At 70.6% G+C, this 23,290-nt stretch carries 25 protein-coding genes; 14 read left to right on the top strand and 11 right to left on the bottom strand.

The window, feature by feature from the left end:
* Positions 1-148: 148 nt before the first annotated feature.
* Entirely contained in the window at positions 149-1,576 is a 1,428-nt protein-coding gene (locus tag B9H04_RS07210) for an ATP-binding protein (protein ID WP_049929781.1), read from the top strand.
* A gap of 51 nt (positions 1,577-1,627) precedes the next feature.
* Here B9H04_RS07210 and B9H04_RS07205 read toward each other — a convergent pair whose 3' ends face one another.
* Complete coding sequence (locus B9H04_RS07205; RefSeq protein ID WP_049929783.1) at positions 1,628-2,203, bottom strand: class I SAM-dependent methyltransferase; 576 nt, start codon at positions 2,201-2,203, stop codon at positions 1,628-1,630.
* 72 nt (positions 2,204-2,275) lie between these two features.
* Between B9H04_RS07205 and B9H04_RS07200 the strand changes: the two genes are divergently transcribed.
* Complete coding sequence (locus B9H04_RS07200) at positions 2,276-2,905, top strand: GNAT family N-acetyltransferase (RefSeq protein WP_049929784.1); 630 nt, start codon at positions 2,276-2,278, stop codon at positions 2,903-2,905.
* On the opposite strand, the gene B9H04_RS07195 is transcribed toward B9H04_RS07200, so the two are convergent.
* From B9H04_RS07195 to B9H04_RS07180, 4 genes are all read right to left on the bottom strand, one after another.
* Entirely contained in the window at positions 2,902-3,414 is a 513-nt protein-coding gene (locus B9H04_RS07195; protein WP_049929786.1) for a TspO/MBR family protein, read from the bottom strand. The genes B9H04_RS07200 and B9H04_RS07195 overlap by 4 nt on opposite strands.
* A 35-nt stretch (positions 3,415-3,449) precedes the next feature.
* Entirely contained in the window at positions 3,450-4,466 is a 1,017-nt protein-coding gene (locus B9H04_RS07190; protein WP_049929788.1) for an AI-2E family transporter, read from the bottom strand.
* A gap of 113 nt (positions 4,467-4,579) precedes the next feature.
* The gene (locus B9H04_RS07185) at positions 4,580-5,176 is read right to left on the bottom strand and encodes a DUF6149 family protein (RefSeq protein WP_049929791.1); all 597 of its coding nucleotides are present in this window, start codon (positions 5,174-5,176) and stop codon (positions 4,580-4,582) included.
* A gap of 72 nt (positions 5,177-5,248) precedes the next feature.
* A complete protein-coding gene (locus tag B9H04_RS07180; protein WP_080508545.1) occupies positions 5,249-6,469 on the bottom strand; it encodes an outer membrane protein assembly factor BamB family protein in 1,221 nt (406 codons plus the stop codon).
* 106 nt (positions 6,470-6,575) lie between these two features.
* On the opposite strand from B9H04_RS07180, the gene B9H04_RS07175 reads away from it, so the two are divergent.
* From B9H04_RS07175 to B9H04_RS07150, 6 genes are all read left to right on the top strand, one after another.
* A complete protein-coding gene (locus B9H04_RS07175) occupies positions 6,576-7,145 on the top strand; it encodes a DUF1684 domain-containing protein (protein WP_049929795.1) in 570 nt (189 codons plus the stop codon).
* 158 nt (positions 7,146-7,303) lie between these two features.
* Positions 7,304-8,542, top strand: a complete 1,239-nt coding sequence (locus tag B9H04_RS07170) for an NAD(P)/FAD-dependent oxidoreductase (protein WP_049929797.1) — start codon at positions 7,304-7,306, stop codon at positions 8,540-8,542.
* Positions 8,543-8,603: 61 nt separating this feature from the next.
* On the top strand, positions 8,604-10,814 hold the full coding sequence (locus B9H04_RS07165; protein ID WP_049929799.1) for a PAS domain S-box protein: 2,211 nt from the start codon (positions 8,604-8,606) through the stop codon (positions 10,812-10,814).
* 126 nt (positions 10,815-10,940) lie between these two features.
* Positions 10,941-11,156 (top strand): hypothetical protein, encoded by a 216-nt coding sequence (locus B9H04_RS07160; protein WP_049929801.1) that lies wholly within the window; start codon positions 10,941-10,943, stop codon positions 11,154-11,156.
* Positions 11,157-11,259: 103 nt separating this feature from the next.
* Entirely contained in the window at positions 11,260-11,676 is a 417-nt protein-coding gene (locus B9H04_RS07155; protein WP_049929803.1) for a DUF7124 domain-containing protein, read from the top strand.
* Positions 11,677-11,785: 109 nt separating this feature from the next.
* Positions 11,786-12,439, top strand: coding sequence for a MogA/MoaB family molybdenum cofactor biosynthesis protein (locus B9H04_RS07150; RefSeq protein ID WP_049929805.1), 654 nt, complete (start codon positions 11,786-11,788; stop codon positions 12,437-12,439).
* Positions 12,440-12,450: 11 nt separating this feature from the next.
* Here the strand turns inward: B9H04_RS07150 and trpG are convergent, their stop codons facing one another.
* The 6 genes from trpG to B9H04_RS07120 all read right to left on the bottom strand — a co-directional run bounded on the left by trpG (position 12,451) and on the right by B9H04_RS07120 (position 18,738).
* A complete protein-coding gene (gene trpG / locus B9H04_RS07145) occupies positions 12,451-13,044 on the bottom strand; it encodes an anthranilate synthase component II (protein WP_049929807.1) in 594 nt (197 codons plus the stop codon).
* Positions 13,041-14,732 carry an anthranilate synthase component I gene (trpE, locus tag B9H04_RS07140; protein WP_049929809.1) on the bottom strand — a complete coding sequence of 564 codons (1,692 nt, stop codon included), beginning with the start codon at positions 14,730-14,732 and terminating at the stop codon, positions 13,041-13,043. The genes trpG and trpE overlap by 4 nt, the downstream gene beginning before the upstream one ends.
* Positions 14,729-15,373, bottom strand: a complete 645-nt coding sequence (locus tag B9H04_RS07135; RefSeq protein WP_049929810.1) for a phosphoribosylanthranilate isomerase — start codon at positions 15,371-15,373, stop codon at positions 14,729-14,731. The genes trpE and B9H04_RS07135 overlap by 4 nt, the downstream gene beginning before the upstream one ends.
* Positions 15,373-16,446 (bottom strand): anthranilate phosphoribosyltransferase, encoded by a 1,074-nt coding sequence (trpD, locus tag B9H04_RS07130; RefSeq protein WP_049929811.1) that lies wholly within the window; start codon positions 16,444-16,446, stop codon positions 15,373-15,375. Before trpD ends, B9H04_RS07135 begins: the two co-directional genes overlap by 1 nt.
* Before the next feature lie 151 nt (positions 16,447-16,597).
* Positions 16,598-17,296, bottom strand: a complete 699-nt coding sequence (locus tag B9H04_RS07125) for a universal stress protein (RefSeq protein WP_049929812.1) — start codon at positions 17,294-17,296, stop codon at positions 16,598-16,600.
* A gap of 158 nt (positions 17,297-17,454) precedes the next feature.
* The gene (locus B9H04_RS07120; protein ID WP_085682570.1) at positions 17,455-18,738 is read right to left on the bottom strand and encodes a tRNA pseudouridine(54/55) synthase Pus10; all 1,284 of its coding nucleotides are present in this window, start codon (positions 18,736-18,738) and stop codon (positions 17,455-17,457) included.
* Between the two features lie 121 nt (positions 18,739-18,859).
* Between B9H04_RS07120 and nth the strand changes: the two genes are divergently transcribed.
* The 6 genes from nth (at position 18,860) to B9H04_RS07090 (ending at position 23,266) form a co-directional block, all read left to right on the top strand.
* Positions 18,860-19,543: an endonuclease III gene (gene nth, locus B9H04_RS07115; RefSeq protein ID WP_049929815.1), complete on the top strand. Its 684-nt coding sequence runs from the start codon at positions 18,860-18,862 to the stop codon at positions 19,541-19,543.
* A gap of 151 nt (positions 19,544-19,694) precedes the next feature.
* Positions 19,695-20,252 carry a DoxX family protein gene (locus B9H04_RS07110; RefSeq protein ID WP_049929816.1) on the top strand — a complete coding sequence of 186 codons (558 nt, stop codon included), beginning with the start codon at positions 19,695-19,697 and terminating at the stop codon, positions 20,250-20,252.
* Between the two features lie 197 nt (positions 20,253-20,449).
* Entirely contained in the window at positions 20,450-21,529 is a 1,080-nt protein-coding gene (locus B9H04_RS07105) for a glutamate--cysteine ligase (RefSeq protein WP_049929818.1), read from the top strand.
* Positions 21,530-21,617: 88 nt separating this feature from the next.
* Complete coding sequence (locus B9H04_RS07100; protein WP_049929819.1) at positions 21,618-22,217, top strand: winged helix-turn-helix domain-containing protein; 600 nt, start codon at positions 21,618-21,620, stop codon at positions 22,215-22,217.
* Between the two features lie 90 nt (positions 22,218-22,307).
* Positions 22,308-22,802, top strand: a complete 495-nt coding sequence (locus B9H04_RS07095) for a phosphopantetheine adenylyltransferase (RefSeq protein ID WP_049929820.1) — start codon at positions 22,308-22,310, stop codon at positions 22,800-22,802.
* The gene (locus tag B9H04_RS07090; protein ID WP_049929821.1) at positions 22,799-23,266 is read left to right on the top strand and encodes a hypothetical protein; all 468 of its coding nucleotides are present in this window, start codon (positions 22,799-22,801) and stop codon (positions 23,264-23,266) included. Before B9H04_RS07095 ends, B9H04_RS07090 begins: the two co-directional genes overlap by 4 nt.
* The last annotated feature ends 24 nt before the right edge of the window (positions 23,267-23,290 follow it).

Below are 23,290 nucleotides of genomic sequence, written 5' to 3'. Positions count from 1 at the left end.
TCGCAGACCAAGGCTAATAAGGGTTCGATACGACGGTCGCCTCGCCGCGCCGGTCGTTCCGCTTTGGCCCGCCATCCGCCGATGCTACCGCCCGCCGCCCGGGGGCGCTTCGACGCTCTTAACCGCGTCCCGGCGCTACTAGCCGCGGATGAGTGACCCGGCGCTCGACGTCGTCGAGTTCGTGTTGACGACGCACTTCTACACGCAGAACCGCGACCTCGACGAGAACGACCTGCCCCCGCGGTTCCGACAGGTGTTCTGGTCGGCCGACGCCGCCGAGGACGCCCCCGGCGGCGTGGAGCGACCGCTGAAGGCGACCGACGAGGCCACCCGCACCGCGACGGGCGTCGAGCGACCTTGGGACGCGGTCTCCGACCTCCTCTTCACCCAACGCACGGAGTTCTCCGGCGAGATATCGCTGACGCAGCCCGGAATGGGACTGGAGTGGTACCGCGACCAAGCCGACGACGACCGGATCGCCGGGAACCCGACGCTCGTCGCCGCCTTGGAGGCCGCGGACGACCTCGATGCGCCGGTGACGCGCGAGGCGGCGAGAGACGACGTGCGGCCGGTCCAAGCCGACCGCGTCTGGATCGACGCGCTGCTCTCGCAGTACTTCGACGAGGACGAGGACGGGGAGATGCTCGACCTCGTCAACGTCCGCGCGCCCGAGGAGATCGAGACGACGCTGGCGGACCTCGTCCTGACCGGCGACCAGGAGGGCGAGATCCAGAAGATCGTCAAGGCGATCGAACACCGCGAGTACCTCGCGGAGATCGGCCTCCGCGAGATCGGAAAGCTGCTGTTCGTCGGCCCGCCCGGCACCGGAAAGACCACCGTGTCGCGCGCGCTCGCTCACGAGCTCGGGCTCCCGTTCGTCGAGGTGAAGCTCTCGATGATCACGAGCCAGTACCTGGGCGAGACGTCGAAGAACGTCGAGAAGAGCTTCGAGGTGGCCAAGCGGCTCTCGCCGTGTATCCTCTTCATCGACGAGTTCGACTCGGTGGCGAAGACGCGCCGCTCGGACGAGCACGCCGCCCTGAAGCGCGCGGTGAACACCCTGCTGAAGTCGATCGACGAGGTGTCGCTGGTCCGCGACGAGGTCCTCCTCATCGGCGCGACGAACCACCCGGACCAGCTTGACGCCGCCGCGTGGCGCCGCTTCGACGAGATCGTCAACTTCCCCAAGCCGGACCGCGACATGCGCGCGGACATCCTCCGCGTGGTGACCAAGGAGATGAAGATCGCGGACTTCGACCCCGAGGAGGTCGCCGACCGGACCACCGGCCTCACCGGGTCCGACCTCCGGATGGTGCTCCGCGAGGCCGTCCTCGGCGCGCTCACGGAGGACCGGATGACGATCACGCAGGCGGACGTGATGGAGGCGGTCGAGGACTTCGAGGAGCGCGACAACCTCAAGAACATGGATATGATCGACGGGGAGGGCGCCGAAGTCCTCGGCGAGACGGGGTCGAACGACGCCCACGACCACGCGGATCACGACCACGATCACGCCGACGAGGGGTCACCCGACCCGGCCCGCGGCGCCGAGCCGCAGGGACGGACGCAGGACTGACGCGTCGGCTTCGGTTCTGCGGTCAAGTATGAACGCCGAGTTCGCGGCGACTCAGCGCCGAACGCCGGCGACCGTATAGCCGAACCCGCGATCGACGATCCGCGGGTCGAGGCCGGCGTCGTCCATCGCGGCCGCGAGGTCGTCCGGCGCGCGGAACCGCGACTCCATCCCGATCGCGCGTTCGCCGACGGCGAGGAGCCGTCCGAGCGGGTGGTCCGGATCGAACTCCCGGACGACGAGCGCGCCGCCGGGCACGAGCGCGCGGGCTGTCTCCGCGAGCGCGGCGTCCTGATCGGGCAGGTGGTGGAACGCGTCGACGACCGTGACCGCGTCGACGCTGGCGTCCCGGAACGGGAGTCGCCCCGCGTCGCCGGCGAGGCCAGAGAGTCCGCGGACGCGCCGCGCCCGTGAGAGCATCTCGACGGAGGCGTCGACGACCGTGATGTCGGGACCGGTCAGCGCGGCCGCCGCCCGTCCGGACCCGCCGCCGACGTCGAGGAGGCGCTCGATCGGACACTCGGCGTGGGCGAGACCCGCGGCGAGCGCCTCGCCGTCCGCCGGCGGCATCGCGAGGTCGTACAGCGGCGCTACCCGGTCGAAGAAGCCCACGTCGCCGAGTCCGTACATGAGCGGAATGAGCCCGGCGACGGATAAAGAGCCACCGACCGTGTTTAACCGCTCGACGCCGTACGACGACCCATGGAGTACGCGCTCGTCTGTCCCCCGGACGAGGGGACCACCCTGCGGCTCGATTACCGGGCCTTCGCGTACGCCGGGAAGTTCGTCGTCGGCGGGCCGGGGAAGTCGGTGATCCGGACGCCGGACGGGAGCCCGGCCGCGCCGGAGTGGGAGCCCGACGAACCGCTGCCGGAAACGGTCAACCCCGACGCGTTCGACGAGGACGTGATCGCCGCCGTCTCATTCTCCGCGGACCGCACCGACCCCTCCTGCTGTCGACTCCGCTACGTCACCGTCCACGCCGCGCGGCGCGGCGAGGGGGTCGGCCCGCGGCTCATCGGCGAGACCGTCGCTGACCTGTCCGCCGCCGGCTTCGAGCGCGTGAAGATCGCCGTGAACAACCCGTTCGCATACGAGGCGTGCCACAAGTGCGGCTTCGCGTACACGGGGGAGCAGACGGGTATCGCCGAGTTGGAGCTGGCGCGACCGGCGGCGGCGCCTGCGGACGCAGAGCCAGAGCGGTACCGCGAGGGGCTGGAAGCGTTTCGCGAGACTGACGGGGAACTGAGTCGAGCGGAGCGCCGATTCGTCGCCGAGCGGCTGAAGCGCGGGCCTCCGGAACTCGACCGGAGCCCGCGTGACGGCGGCTAGTTGAGCGCCCAGATCGCGTAATTGAGCGCGGTCGCGAAGCAGACCCACGCGAGGTAGGGGAGGAGAAGCGCCGCCGCGCGCCGGTCGACGCGGTCGAACGCCCAGACCGTCGCGACGACCAAGGGGAGGAGGACGGCGAGGACGACGAGCCCGAGGTCGGGGCGTTCGAGCCCCCAGAAGACCGGCGACCACGTGACGTTCAGGACGAGCTGGATCCCGAACAGCGCGAGCGCGGTCCGAACGCGGCCCGCCGACGCCGCACCGTCGCGTCCGGCGAGAGAGACGAGGGCGGCCGCGGCGCCGCACAGCGCGTACAGGATCGGCCAGACGACGCCGAACGCCCAGCCGGGCGGGTAGAAGGCGGGCAGCTCCAGCGCCGAGAACCACGCGCTCTGTGTCGTGGTGAAGGGGACGCCGAGCGCGCCGATCAGGTTGACGGCGACCGCCGCGCCGGCGATGCGGAGGATGTCGCGTCGGTCCGGAAGCCGAGAGGTCGCGGTCGTCGCCATGGGCGTTCTCGACCCCGCTCGGGCTTAAATCCCGCTCAGATCGCGTCGTAGTCCTCCCGGAACGTCTCCAGCGTGGCCGCGAGCACGCCGATCACGATGGGGCCGACGAAGAGCCCGGTGAACCCGACCGAGTAGATGCCGCCGAACACGCCGAGGAGGATGACCGCGGGGTTGAGGTGCGCCTGCTGGTCGATGACGAGCGGTCGGGCGTAGTTGTCAACCATCGCGATCACCGCGACGCCGTAGACGGCGAGGAACACGCCCGCGGTCACCTGGTCGATGATCACGAGGTAGGCGGCCGCCGGCCCCCACACGAAGAAGGCCCCGATGAGGGGTAAAAGCGCCAGCACCGCCATCACGAACGTCCAGAACACCACGTTGGGGATGCCGGCGGCCCACAGGCCGAGCCCGGCGACCAGTGCTTGGAGCAGCGCGACCGAGATGTGGCCGATGACGACCCCCCGAGTCATCACGTTGACGCGGTCGACGAGGTCGGCTGTGACCTCCGCCGGCAGCGGGCTCGTCTCTCGGAGCCACCCGACGAACGCCGGACCGTCGATAAGGGTGTAGTACACCAGAAAGAGCGCGAGCGACAGGCCGACCGACGCTCGGATCGCCGTGTTCAAAACACCGCTAAACCCGCCGAACAGCGTCTGGACGAGTAGTTCGCCGCCGGTCTGGAGGAGATCGCCGATCTCGGGATCCTGTCCCGTGAGCGTCGCGATTTCGGCTTCGATCGCGGCCACGTTTATCGACGTCTCGCCCGCCGCGATCGCGGTGAGGTCGCGGACGAACACCAACGTGATGTACGCAAGCGGCAAGATCACGGCGACGATGGCGGAGAGGATGAGCGTCAACGCCGACAGCATCTCGCCGAACCGCGTCGAGACGCGACGGCGGAGCCGGCGCGTGAGCCGCCGGTGGAAGGGGTAGAGGATGAACGCGAGGATCGCCGACGCGATCACGTACTCGACGAACGGGAGGATGACGAAGAGCGTGAGGAGCGAGACCGCTCCCATGAGCAGGAGGAGGAACGATTGCCCGCGGTTCATACGCTACGGTGTCCCCCGCGGATTATAAACGTGCCCGGCAGGCGGACGCGGTCGGCGGGTCTGCCGGCGAACGCGAGAGCGAAGGCGGATCTACCGACCGACCGTGACGGCGATCAGGCGCTCGCTTCGTCTTCGTCGAGGCCGGGCGCGGTCGCCGGGTCTACCTCCTCTGGCTCCTCTGCGCCGCCGCCCACGACCGTCTCGCCGTCGTCGGTCTCGACGTACACGTCGTCGGCGAAGCCGGCTAGCGCGTTCTCGTACTCCGGCTCGTCGAGCTTCCCCGGCGTCTCGGGGGCCTCGGCGAGACCCTCGGGCGGGCGGAACTCGCCCAGCGGGTCGTCGATGGTGATCCCGAAGTCGGTGAAGAAGGACTCGTACCGGCGGTAGTGCGCCTCGAGCTCGTCGCCCGGGATCTCCATCATCTCCGTCCAGCCGTGGTTGAAGAAGTCGAAGTTCGCCTGAACGTGGGTGATCTCGCGGGCCTCGGCCTCCGGGAACCCGGCCTCCAAAGCGGCGACGTAGGTGTCCATCGTCGCGTCGAAGAAGCTGTCGAGGTGATCGCGGCGCTCCTCGCGCCGGTCTTCGTCCGCCTTGTTGAGGAAGATGCTCGTGTGGAGGTCGACGAGCTTGTCGTTGGCGACATCGCCGACGACCGGCGTGGTCAGCGCCTTCTTGGCGGCCCAATGACGGATGTTCTGCCGGATTTTCATATCCGCGATTGGGCCGGGACGCTCTTGAATGTGTGGCGTCTCATCGGGTCGAAGCGCGACCCGGCAACCGTTTCAGCTCTCGCCGAGCGCGTACACATCACCCGCATGGGTCGCCGCGAGGACGACGCCGTCGACGACGGTCGGGGCGGCGCGGACGCCCTGGAGGAGGACGTCGGTGTAAGAGCGCTCGCGACTCCGGAAGGACCACCGCTCTGTCCCGTCTTCGACCGCGATCGCGCGGACGGTCCGACCGTCGCCGAGGTACGCGACCCCGTCCGCGACCATCGGCGCGGTCGCGCCGGCGATCTTTTCGTCGCTCCACAGGCGCTCGCCGCCGTCGCCGACGGCGACGAGGCCGAGTTCGGTCGGAACAACCGCTCTGTCGGCCGTGACGGCGACCGATCGCCGGACGGGCCCCGGGAAGTCGTCAGTCCGTTCAACGCTTCCGTCGCCGAGGTCGAGCGCGTACAGGGTCCCGGCCCGCGTTCCGATCAGGACGCGGCCGTCGGCGACGGTCGGCGTCGCGGTCGCGTCGCCGTCGACGTCGGTCGTCCACAGTTCCGCTCCCGAGGCGGCGTCGTAGGCGACGACACGAGGACCGCCCGCGCTGTAGACGACAGTTCCGTCGGCGACGGCGGGCGCGGAAGCGTACTCAGCGAGGTCGTTGCGCCACCGTTCGGTCCCGTCGCGGTCGAACGCCGCGACGGTCTGCGTCTCGTAGCCGCCTCCCACGAACACGCCGTCGGTGGTCACGGTCGGCGCCGTCGTGATCTCCGCGTCGGTCAGCCGCCGCCACCGCACCTCGCCGCTCTCGGCGTCGACGGCCGCCAGTCCGCGGTCTGTCTCGCCTCCGCCGTTCCACACCGTCACGTATGCGATGCCGTCGCGAACCGCCGGCGTCGACGACCCGTCGTGACCGACCTCCGTCGACCACTGTACCTCGCCGGTCGCGAGACCGAGACGAAACAAGGTCCCCGAGAACGAGACGTACACCCGATCGCCCACGACGACCGGCTGTGAGTGGTCGTACCGGTACGGCGTCCGGCGCCAGAACACGTCGACATCGTCTTTCGGTCCCGCCTCCTCGCGGTGTCCTCCGTGCGCCGGTCCCCACTGGAACTGCGAGCGTGCGCTGTCCTCGGCGCCGTTCGTCTCGACCTCCCGGTTCAGTTCGGGGTCCGGGCGGTCGCTGTCCGATCGCTCGTCGTCGCCGCCGCGCACGTTGTCGAGACAGCCACCAACTCCGACGAACCCACCGACCGCCAAGGTGGAGAGGGCAGTTCGTCTGTTCACGCCGCAACGTCCCCGAGAGGATTATAAGTGCCTTCTGTCGCCGGCGGGGTCGAGGCTTCCGTGGTCGGAATTATTATTGTGTGTGGAGCACAATACTAAGCCGATCATGGACGACGCTGACGACTGGGCGGCGCAGGTGGAGGCGCAGCGAGCGGCGAAGGTCGAGCAGTTCCGCGACTCGGCCCGGTCGCCGCTGCCGGTCTCGATGCGAGGCGACGCGTTCCCCGGACTGGCGTACTTCGATCCGGACCCGGCGTTCCGGTTCGTGGTCCCGCTCCACGAGCACGACGAGAAGGAGACGGTGACCGTCGAGACGACCGCCGACGGTGAGCAGACGTACAGCCGCTGGGGCGAGTTCCGCTTCGAGGTCGACGGCGAGCAGGCGACGCTTCAGGCGTACCGACCGGCCGACGGCGCGGACCGGTTCTGGGTGCCGTTCCGCGACGCGACCAGCGGCGAGGAGACGTACGGCGCCGGTCGCTACCTCGATCTGGAGCCCGACCGCGACCGCGTCGACGGCGAGTGGATCGTGGACTTCAACCTGGCGTACAACCCGACGTGCGCGTACAACCACGCCTACGAGTGCCCGCTCGTACCGACGGAGAACTGGCTCGACGTCGCGATCGAGGCCGGCGAGCGGGACTTCCCCGCGGAGCCGGCCGGCGCGGACCACTGACCGGGACGCGACTTTTTCCGCGGGCGTCCGCGATCGACCGCCCTCGCCCCGTCGCGAGAAGGCCCCGAGTACGGCGTTTCCGGCGGGCGTGCGTCTCGGCCGCACAGTGGCGGGCGCGGATGACAACCCACATTAACCGTGAATCCGAACGCCGGGATATGAGCGATTCGTACGTGATCGTCGGTGACGGTATCGCGGGCGCGTCCGCGGCCGAGACCCTCCGCGATGAAGTGCCCGACGCCGAGATCACGGTTCTCACGGACGAGGGAGAGTCCCTCTACAACCGGATCCTGATCAAGGAGTACGCGAAGGGGAAGCTCCCCGAGGCCCCGATCTCGATCCATCAGGAATCGTGGTACGACGACCACGACGTCGACCTCCGGCTCAACACGGTCGTCGTCGACATCGACATCGAGAACGACGCGGTCCACACCCACGAGGGCGAGACGTTCGAGTACGATTCCCTCCTGCTGGCCGTCGGCGGCACGCCCCAGCAGCTCCCGGTCGAGAACGCCGACGCGGAGGGGATCCACCACTTCTGGACCTTCCAGGACGCCCGCCGGATCAAAGAGAGCGTCGAGGGCGCCGAGCAGGCTGTCATCGTCGGCGCCGGACTGCTCGGCATCGACTTCGCGGCCATCTGCGGCGCGCAGGGCGTCGAGGCGAAGTACCTCATGCGCGGCGACAACTGGTGGCGCTACGCGCTCTCGGAGGAGGGCGCAGAGATCATGCACGAGGCGATGCGCGAGCGCGGCGTCGAGCCCGTCTTCGGCTCGGGCGTGGACCACTTCGAGGTCGACGACGACGGCCACGTCGAGGCCGCGGTCGACCCGAACGGCGAGCGCTACGAGTGCGACTTCGCGGGCGTCGCCATCGGGCTCGACTTCAACACCGAGCTCCTCCAAGACACGCCGCTGGAGCTCGACGACGGCATCGTCGTCGACGAGTTCATGCGAACCAACGTCGACAACGTGTTCGCCGCGGGCGACATCACGACGTTCAACGACCTCATCCTCGGCGAGCGCGCGAAGAACGGCTCGTGGGGGTCCGCGAAAGAGCAGGGGACGATCGCCGCCCGGAGCATGGTCGACTACGGCGCCGAGGAGTTCGAGTGGGTCTCCTCGTACTCGATCACGCACTTCGACTTCCCGTTCCTCTCGTTCGGCCACCCGACGCTCGGCGACGACTCCGTGGAGGCGACCACCGGCGAGAACGAGTGGCGCCGCGTCGCGCTGAAGGACGGGAAGGTCGTGGGCGGCGTGCTCATCGGCGACCTCTCGCCGCAGTCCGCCTTCAAGCAGCTGATGCGCGAGGGGCGCGACGTGAGCGGGCAGACCGACCTCCTCATGGAGCCCGGGTTCTCAGTCGACGACCTGGCGGCGACGACGGAGCAGTAGACCGCGGCACCGCCGCGAGTTCCGGTACCTTTTGGGCCGCGAGCGCGTATTCCTCATACCGATGAGCTCCGGACGGTCCCCCGACGACGAGTTCTTCGCCGCCTTCGTCGCGGAGTGTTCGGACCCGGTGGTCTCACTCGACCGCGAGGGGACCGTCGTCTACGTCAACCCCGCGACCGAAGCGGCGTTCGGCTACGCGCCCGACGAGCTACTTGGGCGCGACCTCGCCTCCGTCGTCGTGTCGGACGTGGGCGATGCGGGTAGCAGGTCGGTTCGCGACCGGCTCGCTCGGGCCGAGGGGCTCGACGAGAGCGGGAGCGTCTCGGTGCCGATCCGGCACGCCGACGGTCACACGGTGACGTTCTCCGCCCGCTTTCACGAACACGGCCCGGGTCGAGAGGGCCGCGACGGCGACGGAGACGACGACGGCAGCGGGGGCGGCGACGGCGAGCCGAGTCCGGACGACTGCGACGCGGTGTACACTGGGATCTTCCGCGACGGCGTCGAGGAGATCGGCGGGCAGCGGGCGGAGACGTTCCGCAACCTCGTCGAACACGCCGGGCACGCGATCTACGTCACCGACACCGACGGGACGATCGAGTACGTCAACCCGGCGTTCACGGACAACACCGGCTACGAGACCGCGGAGGCTCTAGGGGAGACGCCGGCGATACTCAACTCCGGCGAGATGTCCGACGAGTACTACGACGCGCTGTGGTCGACGCTCTTGGCCGGGGACGTGTGGGAAGAGGAGATCGTCGACCGGCGGCGCGACGGCACGCCGTACCACGCCCACCAGACCATCGCGCCGGTCGTCGACGACGACGGCGAGATCACGCGGTTCGTCGCCATTCAGACGGACATCACGGAACGGAAGGCCGCAACGGGGCGGTTGAAGCAGTACCGGGACATCGTCGAGCAGCTCGACGACCCCGTCCTCCTCCAGAACCGCGACGGCGAGTTCGAGCTGCTCAACGAGGCGGTGAGCGAGTTCGCCGGGATACCCCGCGAGGAGCTGTACGGCGGCGACGAGTTCGCGTTCATGGACCCGGAGGCGGCCGCCGAGGTCGACGCGCGGCGGCGGGAGGTGCTCGAAACCGAGGCGATGACCGAGTACGAGATATCGCCGACGTTCCCCGAGAGCGACCGGGCGGCGACGTTCAGCACGCAGCGGTACCCCTACTACGACGCCGACGGCGATCTGGCCGGCACGTTCGCCATCTGTCGGGACGTCACCGAGCGCAAGGAGCGCGAACGCGACTTGGAGCGGTACGAGCGCGCGATCAACGGCGCGACCGACCTCATCGCCGCGGTCGACCGCGAGGGTCGACTCCTGTTCGCGAACCCCCAGTACCGCGAGTATCACGACCTCGGCGACGGCGACGTGACGGACGTGACGCTCGCTGACATCGTCCCCGACGACGACTACCGGCGGGTCGAGCGTGAGGTGGAGAGCGCGCTCCGGGGGGAGTCGGTGGAGTACCGGACGACCCGGACGCACCCGACCCGCGGGACGCGGACGATGGACGTGCGGTACTACCCCCTCGACAGCCCCGAGAGCGAGGAGCCCGCCGGGGTCGTCGGCGTGCTTCGGGACGTGACCGACAGCGAGAACCGCGCGCGACAGCTCAGGGTCGTCGACAGAGTCCTCCAGCACAACCTCCGGAACGCGCTGACGGTCGTCCGGGGACGGGCGAAGCAGATCGCGGCGGGGGCCGTCGACCCCGCCGACGCGGCCGAGTACATCGTGTCGCGGGCCGACGACCTGCTGGAGACGAGCGAGAAGTCCCACCACATCACCGAGGTGCTGAGCGACGCGCCGGAGACCGAACCCGTCGACATCGGGCGCGTCGCCCGACAGGTGGCCGCGGAGCGGGACGAGGAGTTCCCGAACGCGACGGTCGGCGTCTCGGTGCCCGACGACGGGCACGCGACGGCGTCCGCGACGACGTGGATCTCGCGGGCGATCGACGAACTGGTCCGAAACGCGGTCGAACATCACGACCGCGACCGGCCGACCGTCGCGGTGTCGGTCGAGGCCCGGCCCGACGCGGTCGAGGTCCGCGTCGAGGACGACGGGCCGGGGTTGACCGGGATGGACCGAGACGTCCTCGTCGACGGCACGGCGGTCGACGCGCTGTACCACGGCAGCGGCCTCGGGCTGTGGCTCGTCTACTGGGTCGTTCGACAGTCGGGCGGCTCGGCCGCCGTCGCGAGCGCGGAGCCCCGCGGTACGGCGATCACGCTCACGCTCCCCCGAGCGGACGACTGAGCCGCCGACAATCGAACCGCTGCCAACGGCGGTGGAACGTCGCGCCCGCGACGCGGGGCGAACGGCGTCGGTCGAGTCAGCGACCGCCGCGAAACGTTTATGATTAACCATGTCATACGGTACCACATGTCACTTAGAGACACCGGACGGCGGCTACGGCTGCGTCGCACCGGTCGCGTCCCGGCCGACGCGCGGGTCCGGCACTACGACGAACTGGACGACGACGAACAGGAGATCGTGCGGGAGCTAGCCGACGAGCCGCAGACGGCGCCGGAGACCGGCGACCTCGACGACGGCGACGTCGTGAAGTTCACCGATTACTATCGGGTGCGAGCGCGGTGAGACCCCCGCGGCCGCCGAGAGGACCGCGACCGGTCGGTGAGCGGCGGAGGGGGTGGCTGCGCGGAAGCGAAGTTGTTTTCGCCGGGCGGGGGTAACCTGGCGCATGGACAGCGGCGGATCCACAGACATGACGCTGGCGTTCGAGCTGAAGGCGCTGAAAGCGCTCGCGGACCCCAACGCGGTGTTCAACAACGCCCGACAGTGGACGGAGTACGTCGGCGTCGTCAGCGAGAAGCCGACCTACGTCGTCACGAACTTCACGCGGAAACACCGCGTGCGACAGGACTTCTTCTCCGGGCCGCGCGGCGTCGAGGAGAGCTTAGAGAACATCAGCGGCCAGTTCGACACGGACCGCCACGTCTTCGTCGGGATCGACGACGAGGACGAGGCGGTCGCCGAGGCGACCGACTGGGAGTTCCTTCACGTCGAGGACGCCGCCGAGGCCGCGGAGTGGACGCTCGCGACCGAGGACGAGACCGACGAGGCGCCGGAAGAGCAGGCCCGAGACGACTGGCCCTGAGCGGCGACGGGTCTCCGAGCGGACTCCGGCCCTCCGGTGGTCGCCCGGAACGGCCACGCGCGGCTCGCCGACCGGGAGATGTTTTCACGCGGGCGCCGAACGTCGGTCCATGAGCGACCACGACGACCACGGCCACAGCCACGACGACCGAGAGGATCACGGTCACGGTCATGACCACGACCACGGCCGCGACCACCATCACCACCACGACGCCGAGTCGGTCGCGGTCGCGGTCGTCACCGTGTCCTCCTCGCGGTCAGCGGACGAGGACCCGGCGGGCGACTACGTCGCGGCCGCGTTCGAGGAGGCGGGCCACGAGGTGGCTGTCCGCGAGCTGATCCCCGACGACTACGACAGCGTCCAAGGCACCGTCGACCGCCTCGCCCGCCGGAAGGACACCGACGCGGTGGTGACCACCGGCGGGACGGGCGTCACGCCGGACGACGTCACGCCGGAGGCCGTGCGAGGGCTGTTCGCGAAGCGGCTCCCCGGGTTCGGCGAGCTGTTCCGCCGGCTCTCTCACGAGGCGGTCGGCACGCGGACGATCGGGTCGCGCGCGACCGCCGGGGTCGTCTCCGCCACGCCGGTGTTCTGTCTGCCGGGCTCGGAGAACGCGGTTCAGCTCGGCGTCGACGAGATCATACTCGCCGAGGTCGGCCACCTCGTCGGCCTCGCCGGGCGGGGCCTCGACGAGGAAGGTGACGAGAAAGACGCCGACGGGCAAGCCGACGGCGACGAAGATTCGCCGAGCGACGGGGCCTGACGCCCGGACCCTCAGACCGAAGTGAGGAAGTTCCGGACGAGGTCGTGGCCCGACCCGGTCAACACGCTCTCCGGGTGGAACTGGACCGCCTCGATCGGGTGTTCGCGGTGACGGATCCCCATCACGATCGACTCGCCGTCGTGGTCCGTGGTGGCCGTCACCGCGAACGCGTCGGTGACCTCGGTCGCCGCGAGCGAGTGGTAGCGGCCGCCCCGGAACCCCTGGTCGAGCCCGCAGAACACGCCCTCGCCGTCGTGGTCGACGGGGAACGCCTTGCCGTGAACCGGTTCCGGCGCGTGCCCGACGGTCCCGCCGTACTCGTACACGGCGGCCTCCAGACCGAGGCACACGCCCAGCGTCGGCACCGTCGGCGAGAGGTCGCGCAACACCGGCATCGTCACGCCCACGTCGCGGTCGTTCTTCGGGTGGCCCGGCCCGGGACTGATGATCACCGCGTCCGGATCCGCGGCCTCGACCTCGGCGAGCGACGCGGTGTTCTTGAACACCTCGACGCCGACCGGCTCGCCGTCGATCGTCTGGTCGGAGACGTACTCGACGAGGTTGTAGGTGAACGAGTCGAAGTTGTCGACGACGACGACCTTCATCGCTCCGCCTCCGAGCCGGTGGCGATCGGGTCGGCGTCGCCGGGCTCCCGGTCGGCGTTGCCGCCCTCGTCGGCTGCGTCCTCGCGGATCCGGTCGATCGCGGTCAACACGCCGTCCATTTTCTGTTCTGTCTCCTCGTACTCCGCGGCCGGGTCGGAGTCGGCGACGAGCCCCGCGCCCGCGCGGACGCCCACGACCGACTCGTCGCCCGACTCGTCGAGCGTCGCGGTCCGGATCACGATCGCGAAGTCGGCGTCGCCGGTCCACGAGTAGTAGCCGACGCCGCCGCCGTACGCCTCCCGCGGCGTCGTCTCTAAGTCGTCGATGATCTCCATCGCGCGCACCTTCGGCGCGCCGGTGAGCGTCCCCGCGGGGAACGTCGCGCGCGTCGCGTCGAAGGCGTCCGCGTCGGCCGCGAGCGTCCCGGTCACGGTCGACTCGATGTGCTGGACGTGACTGTACTTCAGCACGTTCATGAACTCCTCGACCCGGACGGAGCCGGGCTCCGAGACGCGCCGCACGTCGTTGCGCGCGAGGTCGACGAGCATCGTGTGCTCGGCGCGCTCCTTCCCGTCGGCGAGCATCTCGCCCGCGAGCCGGCGGTCCTCGACCGGGCTGGTCCCGCGCGGACAGGTCCCCGCGATCGGGTTCGAGACGACGCGGTCGCCCTGGACGGAGACGAGCGTCTCGGGGCTCGCGCCGACGACGCTCCGGTCGTCGTGGCGCAGCACGTACATGTATGGCGAGGGGTTCACGTCGCGCAGCGCCGCGTACAGGCCGAGCGAGTCCACCTCGCCGCGGAGCTCGCGGCTGCGCGAGATCACGCCCTGGTAGATGTCGCCGTCGAGGACGTGTCGCTTGGCCGTGCGGACGGCCTCCTCGTACTCCCCGCGCGGGTCCGCGGACTCCTCGCGGACGCGCACGCCGTCGGGGTCTGGCGGGGCGGCCTCTCGCAGTTCGGCGGCGACGCGCTCGGCCTCCGCGAGGAGGTCGTCGTACACCGCGGCCGGGTCGTCGTCGACGCCGATCACCGGGGTGAACACGAGTTCGGCGCCGCCCTCCCGCTCGTCGAACACGACGGTCCGGGTCGTGAGGGCGAACTCCGCGTCCGGGAACTCGGTCTCGGGGCGGTCGACACCGACCTCCTCTAACCAGAGGTCGTAGACCGCCTCGTACGCGAGGAAGCCGACGAACCCGCCCGAGAGGATCTGGCGGTCGGTGTCGGGGAAGCCGCGCAGGGCCACGTCGGGGAACGCGGCGCGGACGCGGTCGACCGCGTCGCCTTCGTCCGGGCCGAGGCCGGGCGCGGTCGTCGCGGCCCCCGCGTCGCCGTCGAGCCCGTCGCCGAGGAACTCGGCCGCCGGGCCGAGCTCGGTCACCTCCGTGCGATCCGGGTGGACGGAGACGACCGCCTCCGGGTCGTAGCCGACGAACGAGTAGCGGGCGTGCCGGTCCGCCTTCCCGCCGTTCGTGAACGCGCCGTCAGGGTCGCTGGAGGCGACCTTCTCGCCGGACTCCAGGAGGAACCCGTACGGCCCCTCGCCGACGAGGGTCGCGTACGCGCCGAGCGGGGTCACGTCGGCGTCGAGCGACGCGGACGCGCGGACGACGACCGGCTTCTCGGCATCGGCGGCCAGATCGACGAACTCGGCCTTCGAGCGGTCGAGCGAGGGGGTCGCGTCGCTCATGCCAGCTCCATCTCCCGGCCCGCGTTGGCGACGAAGCGGGCCACCGCGTTGTGGTCCTTCCGGCCGCCCTCGATCTCGACGCCCGACGCCACGTCGACCGCGAACGGGTCGGCGACGCGGACCGCCTCGGCGACGGTGTCTGCCGTGAGCCCGCCAGCGAGCACGACGGGCGTGGTGAGTCGCTCGGCGAGCTCGCCGGTCGCGCGCCAGTCGTGCGTCTCGCCGGTGCCGCCCGCGCCCGAGTCGTCCGTGGAGTCGACGACGAAGGCGTCGACCGCGCTGTCGAACTCCTCGGCGCGGGCCGGGTCGTCGGCATCGACCGTGAGCAGCACCTTGCGCTCCGTCTCCGCCCGGATGTAGCGGAGCTCGTCGACGGTCCACTCGCCGTGGAGCTGGATCGCGTCGGGCGCGGTCGTGCGGGCGAGCTCGACCGCGCGCTCGGCGGACTCGGGCATCGTCACGAGCGTCGCGGTGACGAACGCGGGCACGTCCGCGAGCAGCTCCGCCGCCTCGGCGGGGTCGACCTCGCGCGGCGAGTCGACCGGCACCTCCGTGATCACGCCCACCGCGTCGGCCCCCGCGTCGACCGCGGCGCGGAGGTCGGCCTCGCGCGTGATCCCGCAGATCTTCACCCGCGCCATCAGTCGTCGTCCTCCGCGGTCGTCGCGCCGTCCGCCGCTCCGCTCGTCCCCGCGTCAGCCGGGGGCGCCTCGTCGCCGTCGCAGAGGGCCGCGAACTTCTCGGCGGCCGCGCCGGAGTCGATCGCCTCCGCGGCGCGCTCGACGCCCGCGGCGAGGGTCTCGGCCTCGCCAGCGACGTAGACGGCCGCGCCCGCGTTCGCGAGGATCAGGTCGCGCTTCGGACCGGTGACCGAGCCGTCGACGATCCCGCGCAGGTCCGCGGCGTTCTCCGCGGGCGTCCCGCCGGCGACCGCCTCGATCGGGGCGCGGTCGAGCCCGAGGTCGGCGGGCTCGATCGTGAACTCCGTCACGTCCTCGCCGTCGACCTCGGCCGCGACCGTCTCGGAATGGATTCCGATCTCATCCATGCCCGCGCCGTGGACGACGAGCGCGCGCTCGACGGGCATGTGCGCCAGCGACCGCGCGATGACGGGGACGAGGTCGGGGTCGTACACGCCGAGCACCTGCGCGTCGGCGCCGGCGGGATTGGTGAGCGGGCCGAGGACGTTGAAGATCGTCCGCATCCCCAGTTCCTTGCGCGGACCGATGACGGCCTTCATCGCCGGGTGGAAGACGGGCGCGAGCATGAAGCCGATCCCGTCGTCCTCGATCGCCGCCTCGACGGCTGGCGGCTCCGCCTCGACGTCGGCCCCCGCGACCTCCAGCACGTCCGCGCTGCCCGAGGAGGAGGAGACCGAGTAGTTGCCGTGCTTGGCGATCGGGACGCCCGCGCCCGCGGCGACGACGGCGGCGGTCGTCGACACGTTGATCGTGTCGTGGTCGTCGCCGCCGGTGCCGCAGGTGTCGACGAGCGGCTCGCGGTCGGGCTCGATCGTGCGCGCCGCGTCGCGCATCCCCTGCGCGAACCCGGCGATCTCGGCCTCGGTCTCGCCCTTCGCCCGGAGCGCGGCGAGCAGCGCCCCGATCTGGGCCTCCGTCGCCTCCTCGAAGACGAGCCGCGCGGCCTCGCGCGCCTCCTCTACGGTCAGATCCTCCCCGTCCGTCACGCGCTCGACCGTGTCGTTGAGATTCATTGTGTCCACCGATGTGGTATTCCGCGTTATGATGTACAAGTATGTACACTGTTTTAACGCTGTCGCCGAGACGTGAGACGGTAACACGCAGTCAACGGGGCCGAGAACGGCGAAAACGGGCCTTTGTCGTAGCAACGACGGCGGTCGGCGCCTACTCCGCGTCGAGGGCGGTCGACCCGTCGGCCTCGACGACGACGACGGGGACCTCGGCGTCGCCGACGACCGTGTCGGTCGTGGAGCCGAACACGAACCGGCCGACGGTACCCGTCGTCGGCGCGCCCACGACGACCAGGTCGTAGTACGCGGACTGCTCGACGACCGCGCCCGCCGCGGTCCGGTCCTCGACGAGCCACCGGTCGGCGCGGTCGAACCCGGTGAGCCGGTCCTCGGCCGCGTCGAGGAGTCGTTCCCCCGCCGCGGCGTAGTCGGCGTCGGCCGCGCCGGCGGGGGCGACGGTCCCGGAGGCGTCGTCGTCGGGTGCCGCGTCGGCGAGCGCCGCGTCGGAGGGCACGACGTGGAACAGTTCGAGCCACGCGTCCGTGGCGTCCGCGATCTCCCGGGCGACGTCGACGGTGGCTCCGGAGTGCGGCCCGGGCCCGACGGCGACGAGGACCGAAGAGACCCGGTCGGGTCGCTCCGCGCGGTCGGCACCGTTCAGCGATACGTCGGCGGCGGTCGGAACCGCCCCCGCGTCGTCGACGGCGGGGCGGATCACGGGGTCGCCCACCGCGGGCGAGCCCGCGCGACCGGCGTCGCCGGCCGCGGTCGAACCGTTCGACTCGCCGCCGGGGGCGCCGTTTCGGGTGCCACCCTCTCGGGCGTTTCCGCCGTCGGCGTCGCTCCCGTTCATATTCGAACGTCTGACGCTCGTCAGATAAATCCCGTTGATTCCGCGTCCGCGGCCGGCTCGGTACGGTGCGTCGGGGCCCCCGACCGGAGCGGGCGGCGCCGGATCGGATCGACCGGACCGGACGAGATGCGACGGCATCGGCCGGGCCTCGGAGCGCGCTACTCCCGGAAGAACTCGTCGCGCTCGAACGGCTCGTCTTCGCCCTCCACCGCGAGGACGTCGAGCGCGGTCACCTCGGCCCCGACGCCGAGCAGGCCCGCGAGGCTCGGCTCGGTCCGGCCCTCGTCGCCGGAGATCAGCTCCTTGATGTAGAGGCCCCCCTCGCCGCGGATCTCGACGGTCGCGTGACGCGCGTCGTCGAGGTCGGCCGTCGCTTCGTACACGTCGCGCTCGCGCGTGATGCTCGCGCGGCGGTGGTCGACCCGGTTCGGCGTGTACTGCCCGACGGTCGCCCCCTCCAGCGTGGCGACCGCGTCCGCGAGGGCGTCGGCGTCCACGTCGGCGTCGAACGTCAGCGCGGCGCGGTACCGCTTCGCGGCGTCGTGCTCCTTGACGCGCTCGACCATCTCGTAGGTCGCGAGGCGGAGCCCCTCCACCTCGACCGCGCCGTCGGCGCAGGCGTTGATGTCCGACTGGAGGCGGTCGGTGTCGACCCGGCGACGGCGCGGCTCCTCCACTTCGACCACGAACGGGCGGCCGGTGCCGAGCATGAGCGCGTCGACGTCCTCGCGGCCCGCACCGTGGAACGTCGCCTCCGTCCCGTCCATCACGTCCTCGACGACCGGCGCGGTGTACTCCTCGACGCTGTCGTCGTACAGGTAGCCGGAGCCGCCGCAGTGGTCGCAGGGGTCGGCCCCTTGCCGCCCGGAGCCCTTACACTCGCGACAGGGCCACTCGGTCTGGGGGATGTCCCGCTCCAGTTTCCTGTAGCGGCCGTAGACGAACGTGGAGTTCACCTTCGCGTCGATCTCGTCTTCGGCCAAGTCGATCGTGAACTGGACGTCGGGGCGGTCGAAGGAGACCTCGACGCCCGTGAGCCGCCCGAACCGCTTGCCGACCTCGCGGTTGAACTCCGACTTGAACGGCTCGCCCGCGTCCTCGTCGAGGCCGGCGTCGGCGCGGAGCAGCGCCTCGTTCTCCTCGATCAGCGGTGGCGGGCGCGTGCCGACGTTGTAGGTGGCGAACTCGACGCCCTCGACCGCCTCGGCGGCGCGGTCGGCCCAGTCGTCGAACGCGGCGCAGCGACCCTCGCACACCCAGCAGTCCGCGGTGTCGACCGCTTCGTGGTCCTCGTCGTCGCGCAACGCCAGCGACACGCGGAGCGCCGAGCCCCGGTCGGCGTTCGACAACCCGAAGCTCCGGTCGGCGACGAGCCGGCCGAGGCAGGCGTCGCACACCGGCCCGGTCTCTGTCGCGCGGGCCGCGACGTCGAGTACGTCCATACGCTCATCAGCGCGCCGCGTGGTAATTGTCTTACTACTCGGCGGGGCGGGCGGCGTGCCGATCCGTCGCGGCGGGGCGCACAGTCGGATCGTTCAATGTCGCCCGGACGGAGGGATTCGTATGGGAACGCCACTCGATCCGCGTGAGGAGCAGGTCGCCGAGGTCCTCGACCGGCTGTACGAGGAGTACCCCGACTCGACAATCTCGCTCAACTACTCGAATCGGCTGGAGCTGCTCATCGCGGTGATCCTCTCCGCGCAGTGTACGGACGAGCGCGTGAACAAGGTGTGCGCAGACCTGTTCGAGACGTACGAGACGCCCGAGGAGTACGCGAACGCGCCCCAAGAGGAGATGGCCGAGGCGATCAACTCGATCACCTACTACAACAACAAGGCGAAGTACATCCGCTCCGCGTGCGCGGACATCGCGGAGGAGCACGACGGCGAAGTGCCGGACACGATGTCCGAGCTGACGGACCTCGCGGGCGTGGGTCGCAAGACCGCGAACGTCGTCCTCCAGCACGGCCACGACGTGGTCGAGGGTATCGTCGTCGACACCCACGTCCAGCGGCTCACGCGGCGGCTGGGGGTCACCGAGGAGGAACGGCCAGAGGCGATCGAACAGGACCTGCTGGACGTCGTCCCCGAGAGCGACTGGCAGCAGTTCACTCACCTCATGATCGACCACGGGCGCGCGACCTGTACCGCGATCAACCCCGACTGCGCCGACTGCGTGCTCGCCGACATCTGTCCCTCAGAGAAGGGGGACGCCGAGGTCGACCTCGCCAGCGGCGAGGCGTGGTGAGCCCGGAGAAGCGGTCCGATCCGATGACGTTCGGGGATTGTATTTAAAGACCCGACAGATGGGGGGCCAGGTCGAATTCGTCTCGGCGAAGGGGAACCCGCTTTCCGGTTTATATACTCGTCCGGCGTATTCGCAAGTGAGGAGAGACACAATGTCCACGAAGACCACAAACGAGTTCGGCGGCGAGTTCGGCGGAATCACGTTACTGGGGAAGGCGCACTCGCTGTCGGCGCTGTTCATCGTCCTGCTGCGGGCGACCATCGGCGGGATGATCCTGTTCGCGGGCCTCGGAAAGGTCTCGGAGTGGCCGTTCGACGCCAGCGGTTACCTCGTCCACGCGCCCGACGCGGCGAGCCCGGTCAGCGGCCTGTACGCCGCGATGGGGTCGACGCCGTGGTTCGTCGAGTTCGCGAACGTGTTCGTGCCCGCGACGCAGCTGCTGATCGGCACGGCGCTGATCCTCGGCGCGTTCGTCCGCCTGGCCGCGCTGGGCGGGGCGATACAGATGACGCTGTTCTACCTCGGCGGGTGGAGCGGCGACTTCCTCGCCCTGTTCGACTCGACGCTAGTGTACGCGATGGTGTTCCTCACCGTCGCCGCGTTCGGCGCGGGCCGCGTCCTCGGCCTCGACGCCTACATCGAGCAGATTCAGGTCGGCGGGCAGGCGCTCGTCGAGAAGGTCCCGGCGCTCCGGTACGTCCTCGGCTGAACGGGACGCGGGACCGAGCGTCGCAGCCCCCGGCGCGCGAACGCGCGCCGCCGACTCGTTTTCGACGCGCGGAGTGCGGTTCGGCCGATTCGATCTTCCCACTCGATTCACCTGCCCGAGCGCTCGTCGGAGAGCGACGGCGCCGCGCCTTCCGCCTTCCAATCCTTATAAGAGCGAGCGACCGGTACGGAGCGGTAATGGAACTCGGTTCGCGGGACGCGTTCTCCCGGATGGGGACGCTCGGCATCGAGGAGGAGTTCTACATCGTCGATGCCGAGGGCCGCCCGACGTCCGGGACCGACGACCTCGTGTACGGTCGCGACCCGCCCGCGGCGGTGCCGGAGGGGTTCGACCACGAGCTGTTCGAGTGTACGATAGAGGCCCAGACCGAAACGATCGAGGAGGGTGACGACCCCGCCGAGGCGCTCGCGACGGTCCGCGAGGCGCTCGTCGACCACGCCGCCGCCGACGGCTACCGGATCGCGGCCGCGGGGCTCCACCCGACAGCGAAGTGGCGCGAGCTCGACCACGTCCAGAAGCCGCGGTATCAGGCACAGCTGGACCGCATCCAGTATCCCCAGCACCGCAACGTGACCGCGGGGCTCCACGTCCACGTCGGCGTCGACGACGCGGACAAGGCGGTCTGGGTCGCGAACCGGCTACGGTGGCACTGCCCGGTGCTGCTCGCGCTGTCGGCCAACTCCCCGTTCTGGAACGGGTTCGACACCGGGCTCGCCTCGGCCCGCGCCAAGGTGTTCGAGAACCTCCCGAACACCGGGATCCCCTCCGCCTTCGAGGACTTCGACGCCTTCCAGCGGTACGAGCGCCGGATGGTCGAGACGGAGTCCATCGCGGACCGCGGCGAGCTGTGGTTCGACGTGCGCCCCCACACCGGGCACGGGACCGTGGAGGTCCGCGCGCCCGATGTACAACGCGACCCGGCGATCACCCTCGCGCTCGCGGAGTACGTCCGTGCGCTGGTCGTCGACTACGCCGAGCGGTACGAGGACGGTGAGTCGCCCCGCTCCCTGCGCCGCGAACTCCTCGACGAGAACAAGTGGCGCGCGATCCGTCACGGCCACGACGCCGCGTTCGTCGACCGCGACGGCGAGGAAACGACCGCGCTCGGCGAGGTCGTCGACGCCGAGTGCGACCGGCTCGGGATTTCGGGGATCCGCGAGGTCTACGAGGCGGAGAGCGGCGCCGCGCGCCAGCGCCGGATCCGCGAGGAGTCGGGCGTGGACGCGCTGTGTTCGGACCTCCTCGTGAGACCCTGACGACGCTCAGGACGATCGGCGTCGAAGCGTTTCGTCGGAACGAAAGCGACGAGAAACCCTTTTGCCCGCGTGGCCCCCTGTTTCGGATATGACCACGGACGACACAGCCGCCGAGCCGGTCGACGACCCGGAGGAGTCGCCGACGGACCGGACGCGGGAGGAGCTTCGGAAGACGAAAGAGCGGCTCAGCGAGGGCGCCGACCAGGCGGTGAAGGGGTTCGACGACAACGTCGTCGACCTGCTCGCGTGGCTGCTCGACACCGAGACCCGGGCGCGCATCTACGTCTACCTGCGCGATAACCCCCACAGCACGAGCGACGAGGTCGCGGACGGGACCGGCCTCTACCCCAGCACCGTCCGCGAGGCGCTCGCCGAACTCCACGACGAGGGGACCGTCGAGCGCGGCAAGCGAAAGGCGGAGGGGGCGGGCAACAACCCCTACGAGTACGAGGCCATCGCGCCGAGCGAGCTGGTCCGCGGCGTCGTCGGCGACGTTCAGGCGGAGCTGAACGCCGTCTTCAATCTCGACCGGCGGCTCGGCGGCGAGTCGCCCGACGGCGACACCGAACCCGTCCAGATATCCGTCGACGCCGAGAGCGACGGCGGGGACGAGGGCGGCGACGCCAGCGTGGGCGAAGCCGACGACGGCGCGGAGGGCGACGGAGCGGACGACGAGACGGAGAACTGAGCCGGTCGACGACTCGGCCCCGCCGCCCGACTTCACCGGGCCGGGACGCGGTTCGGGACGTTTTAAGTTTGACCCGCGCAACGGAGAGGCATGAACGTCGCGCTGGGAGGTACGTTCGACCCCGTTCACGACGGCCACCGCAAGCTGTTCGAGCGGGCGTTCGAGCTGGGTGACGTCACCGTCGGTCTCACCTCCGACGAGCTGGCGCCGGAGACCCGCCACGTCGACCGGTACGTCCGCCCGTTCGACCGGCGCGAGCGCGACCTCGAAGCGGAGTTGGCGCCGCTGGCCGAGTCGCACGGGCGCGACTACGAGGTCCGTGAGCTGACGGAGCCGACCGGCATCGCGGTCGAGCCGGAGTTCGACGCGCTAATCGTCTCCCCGGAGACGAAGGCGGGCGGCGAGCGGATCAACGAGATCCGTCGCGAGCGCGGGCGCGATCCCCTCGACTTAGTCGTCGTCGACCACGTCGCGGCCGAGGACGGCGAGCGCATCTCCTCGACGCGGATCGTCGCGGGCGAGATAGACGAACACGGCAACCTCACCCCGGACCGCGAGGGGCGGGGGGCGACGCGACCGGAATGACCGACGCGAACGCGACCGAGGGCGACGCGAGCGGGGCCGATGGTGCCACTTCCGGTCGCGCGGCGCTCCGGCGGATCGCGCTCGGCGAGACGGGCTTCGAGCGAGCGACGGTGTGGAGCGCGGTCGGGCTCGCGCTGTCGTACGTCGCCTTCGACGCGACGGCGGCGGTCGGCGTCGGCGCCCCGGCGACCACCGGCGTCCTCGCCGCGGTGGCGGCGGTCGGCGCGGTCGCGTTCGCCGCGACCGGAGGCGGCGCCCTCCCGACGGCCCTCCTCGCGTACGGGCCCTTCGCAGGGTCCCTGCTGCGGGGGCTCGGACCGACGCCGTACGCGGTCCCGGGCGGCCTCGGCGGCCCGCCCCTCTCGGCGGTCACCGCGCCGCTCGCGCTCGCCGCCGCCGCTGCGGTCGCGGTCGGCTTCGCGGCGGCGGTGGTCGGGTTCCTCGTCGGTCGGATACGGGAGTGAGCGACTTCGTCCGGGCCGCACCGC

Origin of the sequence: Halorubrum ezzemoulense DSM 17463 (genome assembly GCF_002114285.1) — an archaeon.
Lineage (GTDB): Archaea > Halobacteriota > Halobacteria > Halobacteriales > Haloferacaceae > Halorubrum > Halorubrum ezzemoulense.
Note: the sequence above shows the minus strand (reverse complement) of the source record. Positions and strands in the feature narration are given on the sequence as shown.